Origin of the sequence: Zobellia alginiliquefaciens (assembly GCF_029323795.1) — a bacterium.
GTDB classification, from domain to species: domain Bacteria; phylum Bacteroidota; class Bacteroidia; order Flavobacteriales; family Flavobacteriaceae; genus Zobellia; species Zobellia alginiliquefaciens.
Window position 1 is genome coordinate 3,680,651 of record NZ_CP119758.1, and the last position, 13,174, is coordinate 3,693,824.

General features: G+C 38.4%; 11 protein-coding genes. 3 read left to right on the forward strand and 8 right to left on the reverse strand.

The window, feature by feature from the left end; translation table 11 throughout:
* Positions 1-552: 552 nt before the first annotated feature.
* The 3 genes from P0077_RS15330 to P0077_RS15340 form a co-directional block, all read right to left on the reverse strand.
* Positions 553-1,437: a DUF808 domain-containing protein gene (locus tag P0077_RS15330; RefSeq protein ID WP_276166086.1), complete on the reverse strand. Its 885-nt coding sequence runs from the start codon at positions 1,435-1,437 to the stop codon at positions 553-555.
* 18 nt (positions 1,438-1,455) lie between these two features.
* A complete protein-coding gene (locus tag P0077_RS15335; protein WP_276166087.1) occupies positions 1,456-1,617 on the reverse strand; it encodes a lmo0937 family membrane protein in 162 nt (53 codons plus the stop codon).
* Positions 1,618-1,885: 268 nt separating this feature from the next.
* Positions 1,886-3,682, reverse strand: a complete 1,797-nt coding sequence (locus tag P0077_RS15340; RefSeq protein WP_276166088.1) for an alpha-amylase family glycosyl hydrolase — start codon at positions 3,680-3,682, stop codon at positions 1,886-1,888.
* Positions 3,683-4,135: 453 nt separating this feature from the next.
* Here P0077_RS15340 and P0077_RS15345 point away from each other — a divergent pair, with 453 nt between their 5' ends.
* A complete protein-coding gene (locus P0077_RS15345) occupies positions 4,136-4,531 on the forward strand; it encodes a response regulator (protein WP_276166089.1) in 396 nt (131 codons plus the stop codon).
* 70 nt (positions 4,532-4,601) lie between these two features.
* Here the strand turns inward: P0077_RS15345 and P0077_RS15350 are convergent, their stop codons facing one another.
* Both P0077_RS15350 and P0077_RS15355 read right to left on the reverse strand, forming a co-directional pair.
* Positions 4,602-5,150: a lipid-binding SYLF domain-containing protein gene (locus P0077_RS15350; protein ID WP_276166090.1), complete on the reverse strand. Its 549-nt coding sequence runs from the start codon at positions 5,148-5,150 to the stop codon at positions 4,602-4,604.
* Between the two features lie 184 nt (positions 5,151-5,334).
* Complete coding sequence (locus P0077_RS15355) at positions 5,335-5,766, reverse strand: response regulator (protein WP_276166091.1); 432 nt, start codon at positions 5,764-5,766, stop codon at positions 5,335-5,337.
* 641 nt (positions 5,767-6,407) lie between these two features.
* Between P0077_RS15355 and P0077_RS15360 the strand changes: the two genes are divergently transcribed.
* Together P0077_RS15360 and P0077_RS15365 are read left to right on the forward strand one after the other, a co-directional pair.
* Entirely contained in the window at positions 6,408-7,817 is a 1,410-nt protein-coding gene (locus tag P0077_RS15360) for a 3-keto-disaccharide hydrolase (protein WP_432422788.1), read from the forward strand.
* Entirely contained in the window at positions 7,817-9,145 is a 1,329-nt protein-coding gene (locus P0077_RS15365; RefSeq protein WP_276166092.1) for a Gfo/Idh/MocA family protein, read from the forward strand. The genes P0077_RS15360 and P0077_RS15365 overlap by 1 nt, the downstream gene beginning before the upstream one ends.
* Positions 9,146-9,280: 135 nt before the next feature.
* On the opposite strand, the gene P0077_RS15370 is transcribed toward P0077_RS15365, so the two are convergent.
* The 3 genes from P0077_RS15370 to P0077_RS15380 form a co-directional block, all read right to left on the reverse strand.
* Complete coding sequence (locus tag P0077_RS15370; protein WP_276166093.1) at positions 9,281-11,452, reverse strand: T9SS type A sorting domain-containing protein; 2,172 nt, start codon at positions 11,450-11,452, stop codon at positions 9,281-9,283.
* A gap of 38 nt (positions 11,453-11,490) precedes the next feature.
* Positions 11,491-12,558, reverse strand: coding sequence for a substrate-binding domain-containing protein (locus tag P0077_RS15375; protein ID WP_276166094.1), 1,068 nt, complete (start codon positions 12,556-12,558; stop codon positions 11,491-11,493).
* A gap of 234 nt (positions 12,559-12,792) precedes the next feature.
* Positions 12,793-13,107 carry a hypothetical protein gene (locus P0077_RS15380; protein WP_276166095.1) on the reverse strand — a complete coding sequence of 105 codons (315 nt, stop codon included), beginning with the start codon at positions 13,105-13,107 and terminating at the stop codon, positions 12,793-12,795.
* Between the last annotated feature and the right edge of the window lie 67 nt (positions 13,108-13,174).

Below are 13,174 nucleotides of genomic sequence, written 5' to 3' on the forward strand. Positions count from 1 at the left end.
TTTGTGCTTTTGGATACTACATGTTTCATGATGGTTTCGTTTTATGATTGTTTACTATATTATTCGCATCCACTTGAAATATATCACACTTTTATGAATATTTTTTTTATAGTTTGTTGGACGCCTGTAAATTAGGATAGCTAAAATGGATAGAAGTTAGAGGTGTAGAATTTCGTGAAGAGCCCTTTCTGTGGTTGTTTTAGACTTCCTTTTCTCAACACCGGAAAAGATGGGCATGCGTATTTTTAGGATGGAATTACCCAAATGATTAAAAATCGACTTTACTAAAATTGAAGATTTAGAAGTAACGGCACGCGTCTCTTCTTGTTATAAAAACCGACCATTGGAGTCCCGGCATATTAGGAACGAGATTTGAGTAAAAACGCTTTAGAAGGTAGTGTGCGCTATATGAAAGAAAGGATTGGTATAATGCGCTGCGCATTGGAACCGATAATGGTTTTCATATGTGGTCTAAAAATTTTGACCGTAACCTTACCTATATTTTTGTGTTACAAGGCTAAATAAGCTTGCTGATCGCGAAAAAAATTGAATTTAATGTTTCTTCCCCTTAAATAAACGGATGATTTTCTTTACGCCCATAACCAGCAGGAGCACCACAAAGCCCACTATAAGTCCCACTAAAAATTCTTTTACAATATCCGGAAGTTGGTGTAAAAAGTCATGGAAGAAATGAATGTTGTGTGCAAAAATACCACCGGCTACCAATAGCAGTGCAATGGTACCTATTATGGATAAACTCTTAATAACCCAAGGTAGGGCACTCACTAGCAGTCTACCTACTTTGTCAGAAAAGCTATTCTCTTCCTCATTAAGGTTGATAAGTCTTAAACCAAATTCATCCATACGCACAATAAGGGCAACAATACCGTAAACTCCCACCGTAGCAATGAGAGCAATTAACGACACCACGGGTATCTGTATAGAAAGTGGTTCTGCGGCAACGGCGCCTAAAGCTATAATTATAATTTCTACCGAAAGAATAAAGTCCGTTACAATAGCGGCCTTAACACGTTCCTTTTCCAAAGCAAGAATATCCGCTTCCGTCATTTCAGCACTTACGGTGTTGTGGGAAGCATCATCGTGCGGCACAAAGATTTCATATATTTTTTCTGCTCCTTCATAGGCCAAATAGAGTCCACCTAAAATTAAGGCCACGGTAATAGCCGCAGGCAGAAAAGCACTGAGTAAAAAGGCAACGGGAAGAATAATCAGCTTGTTTATCATAGAACCCTTGGAGATGGCCCAGAGCACGGGAATCTCCCGCTCGGACATAAACCCAGAGGCTTTCTCCGCATTTACGGCTAAATCATCGCCCAGAATACCAGCCGTTTTTTTAGCGGTAATTTTACTCATAGCGGCCACATCATCCATTAGGGTGGCAATATCATCTAGTAACGCAAAAAATCCGGAGGCCATAGGAAAAAGTACTTTTAGTTAGTGTTTGTTCTTTTGTACGGTAAACCAATTATAGATTAGTAAGAGTACTGCCACCACCAATAACAGGTGAATGAGGCCTCCTAAAATCTTAAAGATCAAAAATCCTAAAATCCATCCAATAATCAATAGTATTATTAGAGTATATGTGAGATATTTCATAATTCGTATTTATTTTAAGGTGTTCCTATGGTATTACAGAAATTTTATACATAAATCCTACCACATCTAGGCAGATGTGGAACGGTACTATTCTTTTATTTAGCCCAAGTTAAGGGTAGGTTTTGAGCCGGGTAGTCCTTATCCGTTCCATTTTTGATGGAAAGCGTACAACTAAAACCTAAAAGGGTAATACGGAAAAACTGCCCAAGATATTTAGAAGGTCTATATACCATTGAGCAGCCTTATGAGCTTTAAAACCTGCGTATTTCTATTTTGAATAGATAAGCGCCGCATAGGCCGGAATGGTAACCTGACCAGTGAACGGTTTCTTGTCCGTTGACTCTTCAATTTTTTCCATGTCCTCAACCTTTATAGCGGAGAAATCCTCATCATAGCCTTTCCAAGTACTATTAAAACGTAGTTTCCAGTCTGCATCTTTTTTTATGCCGATGCCGTATTCCTCAAACTTTGTATTGCCAAAATTAAGAATGACAAGAACAGGCTCATTGTTTTCTTCATCCGTACTCCGTATATACGCCAGTATTTTATTGTCTTGATTAAAATGAACAATATCTAGCTGCTGGCCGCGTAATCCGTTGGTCTTTTCTGCTTTTCCGGTGCGTAGGGCAATGAGGTCCGTAGACAGTTTGCTGATTCCCTTAAGTTTTTCAAGTTTGCCCCAATCCAGCTCTTTTGTATCTTGAAAATATTCATCTTCAATAAATTCCTGACCTTGAAAAAGCATAGGAATACCGGGTGCGGTAAGAGTTAGTACCAACCCCAAAATAGCTCTCTTTTTTGCAAACGGACTTTCGGCATCGCCCGGTTGAATCTCTTCGGGTACCCTAGCTTTTCCGTTCGCCACCTCGTCATGGGATTCCGTATATATTATTCTTTTAAAGGCATTGCCACTGTAGCAGTACGTTAAGGCATTTACCACTTGCTGCAGATCTCTATCCTTATCGTTTAATTGGATCAATACCTCACGGATGGGATGCACAAAATTCATATCCCATTGAGAGCCATAGCCCAGACCGCCGTGTTCCGTACCATCCGTAACCATATCATGGCCCTTTAAATCTTCTGCTATAGTGAGTATATGTGGATATTTAGATTGTATCTGCATGTTAATATCTCGCATGAGAATATTCCCTTCGTTAATTTCGGTATCCATTCCTAGACCGCCACCTTCAAATCTAATATAAGAAGTGGCATCCATACGCAGACCGTCACAATGGTATTTTTCTATCCAGAACAGGGCATTGTCCGCAATGTATTTTCTAACCTCGGGCCGGCCGTAGTCAGGGCGGGTATCTCCCCAAGGAGTTTCCGAGCGGTAATCATTATAAAAGTAGATACCCCCTTTGTCGTTTTCGCTCCACCCGTCAAACTGCCAAAGGTCTACATCAGACGGTCCAAAATGGTTATATACCACATCCATAATTACGGCAATACCGTGTTTGTGGGCTTCTTTGACCATTTTGGCAAAACCGTCCGGACCGCCATAATCCTGCTCAATAGCAAACGGGTGCGCGGGATTGTAGCCCCATGAAATACCACCGGCAAATTCTGCTACGGGCAGTAATTCTATGCAGTTAATGCCCAATTCTTTTAGATAGGGTAGTTTCTCTATTACACCTTCAAAGGTGCCCACCTGATCCGGTTTTTTACGGTTGAAAGTACCCACATGAAGTTCATAGATAACCAGTTCGTTCCAACTGGCAATTTTAAAATTGTCATCCTTCCAATCAAAATCCAGTTTTCTGGCAATAGAGTTGCCATTACTGTTCGTAACCTCTACTGCATATGGGTCATTTCTCAGGTATTCGTCCTTTCCATTTACAATCAAGAATTTGTATTCATCACCCTCTTTACATTCATTGGTAACGCCTGCCCAATAGCCATTTTCTTCATGTTCCAGTTCAAAATTGTCTTTTTTCCAATCGTTAAAATCGCCAATGACAAAAACTTTATCGGCGTTAGGTGCCCAAACCCTAAATGTAGTAGTACCCTCATCTGTTAGGATGGCTCCCATACCCTCACTTTTATTTACAATAGTTTCCATGATATCTGTTTTTTTCTATAAGCAAAGGAGCCTATATTCCATAAGGTCAAAAATACGCGGAAACCACTTTTAATGCTGGAAATCGCATCGTTATAAATAACCCAAATCATCTAAAAAAGTAACGCTATAAATAATTTTAAAGTAGAGAATGCATAAAACCTTTTTTAAAACACAAATGATGTCCGCTCAAAATAATGACATGTATCACAAAATTGCTGAATTACCCTATGGGTTACCATATAAACTGGTTGCGAAATTCATATTAGAATGAGGTAGTAATGCTTCTAAGGAGGAATATGGAAGATTTAAATTAGGGAATACAAGTGTTTTATGTCAATTTGATAAATTATGCCTAATTAGCTCTTTTTGTGATTTTTGTGGCGCGGGGTGATGTATCTTTGCAATTCCCCTTAAGTTCTTAATAGGGGGGCGGGACACTTAGAATTGGAGCGTATGAATTTTGGGCCACTTGTTTATATTGATGATGACGAAGATGACCGCATGTTGTTTCAAGAAGCGATTGAAGAATTGTTTCCAAAGCTGCCTTTGGAGTCCTATGAAAGTGGAACGTCTTTTTTACAACGGTTAAGTAACGACATATCTAATTTACCTAAGTTGATATTCGTTGATTTGAATATGCCCGTGGTAAGTGGTGAAGAATGTTTGAAGCACATTAGAAAAAACACACACTTTTCGCAAATCCCGGTGGTTATCTACTCAACATCCAGTAGCAGAGAAGACCATTCCAAATGTTTGAATTTAGGAGCGAATATGTTCGTAACCAAGTCTAGGTCCTATGAAGACTTAAAAAAACAGTTGAAGGAAATTGTTATGACACACCTCTTTTAGATTTTTATTTAAAAAATGGATATAAAAAAAGCCGGTCTAGGACCAGCTTTAATTCGGGGGAATTTACGTATTATTTCTTCTCAATCAGCTCCATGTCTGTATAGTTAAACTTTTGACCACCTACGGATAGGTCTGCCATAAGTCCTTTTTTAGGCTTCGCAAATACAACAACACCGTCATCATAATTAGCTTTGGCAGCAACCCCTTTTTCTAGGGCTACAGCAGTAGCTTCAGCAGAAAGTTCAAAGTCTCCGCTTTTAAATTCATTTAAAGCCTCTTCGGTTTCAAAGAATATAATTTCGGTTGATGCTTGTCCACCCGCTTGAAGTCCGACGTCCAATTTTTTCAAATCTGCCATTCCCATTGCTTTTCCATTTTCATAAAGAACACCATTACCGGATGCACCGCCTACAATTAGGCCACCTTCACCAACATTTGGGAAAACGGCATAACCTGATGCATTATCAAAGAAATGGTCTAGACCGTAGTTTGCCTTTTGTATTTTAGTTTTAGCTTTTTCGGCATCTGCTATAACACGCTGATCATCTCTATCTTGGGCATACGTACCTAGTGAGAAAAGTAGCATTGCTGTTATTAAAATTGATTTTGTAATATTCATATCATTAGTTTTAGATTAAACTTTAATTCTGACACAAAAATACAGGGTGTTTACCAGTTGGATTGTCGCTATGAATTGAATTTATGATGCAAAAAAAGTATAGTTTTAGGAGTAATAATAAAAGGATTTCAGCACAACTAAATCGACGGTTTTACGTCCCATTATAATAGAATAAGTGTAGGGTTTAAACCAGAATAACAAATTGCGCAGCACTCGGTTCTTGTGCATCTTTTTGAATTATTGTTTTCAAGCTTTTTTGAAGCATAATTTTTAGATCTTCAAAAGAGGAGGGCTTTTGAATATATTGGTTGGCGCCGTCCGTTTGTAATTGGTTTACTTCTCTTTGACGGTAGGAGGTAGAGTATACAATAACCTTAATATCCTTAAAACGAGGAAAGTTTCTAATATCCGTTAGGCACTCAAAACCGTTCATGAGCGGCATATTTAAATCTAAGAAAATAGCATCGGGTAGAGGAGATTTTGAGAAAAGGTCATCCATTAAATCTACACCATTATCAAACTCGGTTACTTTGGTGGGCATGTTGATCTCACTAAGCGCTTCAACAAACAATTCTCGGTCTTCGGTATCATCATCCGCTAAAAAAAGGTCAAGCATATCAAAGTTTTATTTTTTTTGGTCGTGAAACGGTGTGTACACTTTCATTTATCTATCAAATATGGGCTAGCACTATATTGAGTTTAGAAAAAATATTTTTCACATATACGTCACGTGGTTTTGTTTGGAACCTTGTTTTATGTGTATATATTCAAAAAACAAAGTATGGTGCTAAAATAACGTCTTTAGATTAAACAGAAGGCTTGGATTGGTACAGAAGTTAACTCAAAAGACTGAGCTATTTTCAAAAATTATAGATTTTCGTAAACCTTGGGAGCGGTTTTAAAAGTCTTACTTAGGTAGGGTTTAGGGTACGTTTTTGACAATATAAGACCTCTTTTTTGATAGAATCCTATAATGTTAACCGTGTTCGGACACGATTATTTTCTGTGTGCGCACACATTTTAAGAGATTTTACTAGGTTATTTGAGGGCAGAAAATTACATTCGTAAAAATTTATATAGTTATAAAATATGAATATCCAGCTAATATTGACTTTATGTACAGGATTTATTAGTATGGATGACGAAATTATATTGAAACTAGTTTAGAGTTAGACAGAATTATAAGAAATGTGTTTGGCTACATAAGTCATACATATTTCTAAGATCATAAACATCAAAACAATTTAAATAATTAAAATGAAGTACTTAAAACTGAGCAAACTAAAGACCTTTGGATATAATAGTGCACTGTTGTTAATGGCATCAAGTCTTTTTATAGGCTGTGAGACCGAAAAAAAAGAAACTCAACCATGGACAGAACTTTTTGATGGTGAAACATTAACGGGCTGGACCCAAAAAGGAGGAGAAGCCATTTATGAAGTTAGGGATAATGCCATTGTAGGAACAACGGTTAGCAATACTCCAAACTCTTTTATGACATCGGATAAAATGTATGATGATTTTATTTTGGAGTTAGATTATAAGGTAGACCCTTCCATGAATTCCGGTATTCAGATTCGTAGCAATAGTTTTCCACCTTATATGAATGGAAGAATACATGGTTATCAAGTAGAAATTGACCCGTCTGATCGTGCTTGGAGTGCGGGTATTTATGATGAAGCCCGTAGAGGCTGGTTGCATCCTCTAGCGGATGACAATACCAAGGCTAAAGAAGCTTTCAAACAAAATGATTGGAATCATTATCGTATAGAAGCCATTGGTGATACCCTAAAAACGTGGATTAACGGAGTACCGGCATCGCATTTGATAGATACGCAAACAGACAGTGGTTTTATTGGTTTACAGGTACACTCTATCGGCAAGGACAAAACTCCTGGTACAGAAATCGTTTGGAAGGATATTAAGATCATTACAGAAGATGTAGAGAAATATTCTCAAAAGACACCGCTGCCAGCAGTAAACATGGCAAATCAGTTAACCAAAAATGAAAAGGACCAAGGTTGGGAATTACTTTGGGACGGTAAAACTACTGAAGGTTGGAGAGGTGCTAAACTGGAAAGCTTCCCAGATAAGGGTTGGGAAATTGAAAATGGTATCCTTACCGTTTTATCTTCTGGAGGTGAAGAATCGGCAGCAGGTGGTGATATCGTTACTACGGAAAACTATGGTGATTTTGAATTGAAATTAGATTTTAAATTAACCGAAGGCGCAAACAGTGGAATTAAATACTATGTTGATACCAATATCAATAAAGGTGAAGGTTCTTCTATAGGTTTGGAATACCAAATTTTAGACGATGACAAACATCCTGATGCTAAAAAAGGAAACCACGAAGGTAGCCGTACGGTTTCTTCACTATACGATTTAATTAAAGCAGACCCTAAAAAGCCGATCAAACCTATTGGCGAATGGAATACGGCTCACATTGTTTCAAAAGGGAATCACGTAGAACATTACCTGAATGGCGCTAAAGTTCTTGAATATGAAAGAAAGAGCGACAACTTTAGAAAATTGGTTTCTGAAAGTAAGTACGTTAAGTGGCCAAATTTTGGCGAGCTGGAAACGGGTCAGATTTTATTACAGGACCATGGAGATAGGGTTAGCTTTAAAAACATTCAAATAAAAACACCAAAAGAAGATAAGTAATGACCAGTAGAAGAAATTTCATAAAGAAAACGGCAACAGGTTCAATGGCCTTATCGTTTAGCGGCCTTATTTTACCTTCTATGGCGCATGCTAATATTTTGGGTGCAAATGACCATATCAATTGTGCAATAATTGGGGTTCGAAGTAGAGCAAAGGCACATGTAATGGCAATTCATGAGCAGCAAAATGCTAAGATTATTTATAGCTGTGATGTGGATGATACTATTTTGGAAGAACACAATGCATGGTGCCAAGAAAATATTGGATACATCCCTAAAAATGAAAAGGATTTTAGAAAGGTTCTAGAAGATAAGGATGTAGATGCTGTTTTTATTGCAACGCCAGAACATTGGCATGCACCAATGGCTATTATGGCTTTACAGGCAGGAAAGCATGTGTACGTAGAAAAACCATGTAGTCATAATCCTTATGAGAACGATTTGCTGGTTGAAGCGCATAAGAAGTACGGTAAAAAAGTACAGATGGGTAACCAACAACGTTCGGCACAGACCTCTATTTTGGGTGTTAAGGATATTAGGGACGGAGTTATAGGTGAGGTGTACAAAGGAGAGGCGTACTACAGCAATAATCGAGGGTCCATTGGCAAAGGTACTGAAATTGCCGTTCCGGGTACATTAGACTGGGATATGTGGCAAGGACCGGCGCCAAGAGAGAAATACAGGGATAATGTACACCCGTATAACTGGCATTGGTTTAAAACTTGGGGTACCGGAGAAGTGCATAATAATGGTACACACGAGATTGATATATGCCGTTGGGCATTGGGTGTAGACCTACCGGAAAGTGTTACTTCTTTTGGGGGTAAATATGCATATGATGACGATTGGGAGTTTGTAGATAACCAACAGGTTACCTATAAATATAAAGATGATAAATTCATTACATGGACAGGACATAGCCGAGGGAAAATTTTACCTAGCCAACCCGGTCGTGGCGCTACCATTTACGGTAGTAAAGGTATTATTCAGTTGGACCGAAACTTTTATAAATTATTCGATTTAGAAGGTAACCTTATAAAAGAGGAAAAAGAAGGAGCTGCCAGTGCAACAACCAATACAATGGGGCAGGGACAGTTAGATGTAAATCATGTAGGGAACTTCTTTGATGCTATAAGAACGGATAAATCGCTTCATGCAGATATACAGGATGCCAGTATTTCAACCATGTTGTGCCACTTGGGCAATATGGCTCAGGATGCAGGAGAAACCTTAAAGATTGATCAGGCTACCGGTAAAATTTTGAATAACGAAAAGGCTATGGCCAATTGGAAACGGGAATATGCCCAAGGTTGGGAGCCTAAATTATAAGTGCCATACCCAGCAAAGGGCAAGCTAAATACATTTTGTTTTTTTGTTAGTTAATTGGTCCGCATGACAATGTTATGCGGACCTTTTTTATGTATTTATATTTTTTGTAAAACGATAATGAATGGGTAAAGAAAACTATCTCCTGATTACCTTTTGGCGGTGAACTGTAGTTCCATCGGCATTCTTGATGACCAAAATATAAACACCAGAAGAAATTGCTGAAGTATCTATTTTCGATTTTTCGTTTAGATCAATAGTTTCGGTATGGGTTAATTCTCCGTTCATACTATAAATTTGAACTGTGCATATACCCTGTAGGTCCGTTGCCAAGTTCATTTCTTGTTGAAAGGGGATAGGGTAGAGTACAGAGCTATCAGTTGTTTGTTCGGAAGACGTACGGTCGCCAAAAAGACTTTCCGCTTTAGCGAATGCCTGCTTACCAATCTCATCACCTATTAAGCGTCCTGGTATATCATCTATGGGAGGATGTATACCGCCCCATATTCTTGAGAGGCTGGTTTGGTCGGATGCATCTCTATATGTTGCCCATTGCAGCGTAATATCTTCTGAAGGTCCATTTTCAAAAACTAGAAACTCATTCGCTTTAATATCAAAAGTCCCTATACCTCCAGGAAAAAATGCATCTCCTGTAAGTAGCGTCATAACTTCGGCAGCAGCTCTGGAAAAAGTGGAATGTCCGGAAACATAACCGGCAAACGGAGGGGTAACAAAAGTTCCTCTCTGGTAGGGCCACCAGTGGGTTCCTAAAATCCATCCAACGCCGGCAACATCGGTTTCAGGGTCGTTTATGAAGTCTGGTCCGCGCCATGCTTTAATCTTAACTTCTCCTACGGACTCGCCCATCGCACCAGCAAGTGCATCACCTTCTTCAATAAGTTCAATTAACCCTGGGATTAACGGAATGCCATGTGGGTCAAAACTAGGTAAGGAAGAATCGCTACTTTGTCCTTTACCGCACATATATCTAATGGCCGAGATAGGTCTTACATAGTCATAATAACCTTTTATGGCCCATGTAGCAATGGCTGAATCGTGCATAGCTCCACCCAGCGCTAAATACGATTTTACATCCCATTCCAAACTGGTCATGGCAGCGCCTTCTCCCTTAAACTTTTTAGTGACCATAGGATGGTCGCTCACATAGTTAAGAATTGTAAACCAATGTCCGGGTGGAGTTTCGGAATCTGGGCCATCTGCCCAGAATTCTGCCAGAACCCGTGTATAATCGGAGCGTTTTACCAGTTGAGGTTCGTAAGGTCTGTCCGTATACGGATTAAGGTCCCATCCTTGACCTGTATCCCCACCTTCCATAAGGTTATAGAAATTTTGAAACGCTTCAAACGTAGTAGGGTAGGTGTCAATATCGACATTTCCTAAACTTGCAGGAGAGATGTCTATTTCAGTATCGTCTTCCGGGTCTAAATGCGCAGACCATGCAGCTACCAATGTGAAGTTCCATTTGTAAGGATCATTAATGCCATCAGCTCTAGAATCGCCTATTTGTGGTGGATCTTGAGTTTCAAAATAAAGGTGAGAGTCAAAACCGTTGTTCTTTACCTGTAAGTCGGCTTCGTCTAAGGCAAAAGGAACTACGGTTCCCCATTCCGGTCCAAGAAAGTCAGGAATGGCTACAGGAACTGAGTTTCCCGATTGATCTATAAAAAGGTCAAAAGACAAAGGCTGCCAATGGTTGGGGTCTATATCGGTTATATCCTGATATTCCGCAAGTACTAATGGGGGATTGGTAGGGTTGTACAGCTGATTGCCATATTCAAAATCTTCATTGGAACCGTCCTGTCTACCAAAAGCGATCATTTCATTCCCTAAATAATTTCCAAGTGCCGCGTATGAACCACTGCTGTAATCTGTAGATGTAAATTCTGGGTCATATCCAAAAGAAAAGAATAACTCTTCTATATTGTTTAAAGTGACAAAGGCTCCCGGTGATGTAGAAAAGCGATGCGTTAGTAACCTGAACAAAGCATAACTCATGATTTCCTGTCGCGCGACATCAGCGTTATCGGGCTGTAGAATTCCATTGTACCTACACTCATAACCACCATACGTTTGGCCTAAAAAAACGGTTTGTGCAGTGCTGTCAAATAAGGCCCAAGCATCATACATGACCATGGAACTGTGGTATAGATTACGTGCATGTACCGTTGGCCTGGCATAATCTACTCTAATGGCACCCAGTAAAACTTCATTCCATTGCCTGGCAACCGAGTGCTGGGCATTGCCTATGCAAACTACACAGAACAGAGTTAATAGAAGTAGTTTTTTCATGGTTGGTCTGTGCGTAAAATACAACGCAATAAGTTAATCTATACGGCGTATTCAATAGTATCGGCTACATCAAAATAGTCTACATTTTCTTTAGTAACCATATTAATGGCAGAGCTATATTTTGGTTTGGGTGTTTTATTCAATAATAAATATTCCGTAAGTATTTTTAGGCCCATATACCCTTGTTCAAAAGGGTTTTGATCAATGGCAAAGTCAATACTTCCCTTTCTAATATATTCAAGATTGTCCAAATGGGTATCATAACCAATAGTGCGGATGGTAGTAATACCTTTCCTTTCTAGATAGCTGGCAATCATAAAAATGGCACTAGAAGGGACAAATATACCTGTAATCTGTTTTTCGTTTTCTAATTCTTTAGAAAGTGCTTTTTCAATCATTTCCGTATCAAAATCATCAATGATTATTTTTTTGATTTTCTTATCGCTTACGTTATCGGAAAAGTAATCTAGAAAACCTTTTATTCGGGTTTCAATAGCCAGATGCCTGCCCACATTCTTTTGGGAGGTTAGTATAGCAATTGAGTCTTCAGGTTTAGTAATCAGGTTCATCATCTTACCACATAGGTTACCACTTTGCAACGCATTTTGACCTATGTACGTAAGTTTGTTTGAGGTGTCCAAATCAATATTTATAAAGACACACGGTATTTCTTCTTCTTTCAATTTTTCAGCAAAGGCCAATGAGGTATTGTAAAAGAAAGGAGCAAAGACGATACCATTGGGCTTTAGCGCCAGAATTTTGTCCAGGGCTTGTTCGTAGGATTTTAAATCATATTGGTCAAAGAAAAAACGATGTGTTTCTACACCGTACTTTTGAATTTCCTTTGCGGCAGATTTCATACCTAAATGGGGACCGTACCAAAACTGATTTTTAGAAACGACAGAGGGAATAAGGGTGGCAATCCTATATTTCTTTTTAAAAGCTAAAGTACTCGCAAGAATGTTTCTTTCAAAATCATACTTATCAAGTAATTTCTGAACTTTTTCCCTAGTCTTGGGAGATACTCCAGGGCGTTTATGAATTACCCTATCTACCGTGCCTGTTGAAACCTTGGCTTCTTCGGCAATATCTTTAATCGTTTTCAATAACTTAGTTTAAAATGTAGTATTCAACCTCAGTTCATTCGGTGTTTAATTTATTGGAGTTGAATTATTTGTATGCCAAATATAGGGATAAATCTAGTGATTTGAAACAAATGCACTGTTTTTGTGTACGCACACGGTTTGCTAGGTTAAGAAAATGAATTAGATGGGCGTTACGATATCGAAACTTTTTCTTTGATGTTATCTTTTACTGTGTAAAGGGAAAATCAAATAAAATCACAAGAGGTTGGTACTGCTCTCCGATGATTTAGAAAGCTGTCTATTCGTATCTTTTAATATTTGAATTTCTTTAGTAACACGAATCAACATTTGACGTGCTTGTCTTCTATTCTTCACGATTATTTTTGAAATACGTTTTAAACGAGATTTGGCACGAACTAATTTGATATTAAAATCTCGTACCATTTCAAATTTATCAGACGGGTACTGTGGAAAGTTATTTTCAAAGGTTCTCTTTAGTTCTCTAATCTGTCTATTGAGATGCTTTGCTCTTAAATTCAATGTATTTTCTCTAGCAATTTTTCTGATCACTTTTCTGTTTTTAGATATTCTGGGAGACCTCATAAATCTTAATTTTCATCAAATTTAAAGAGGTGAT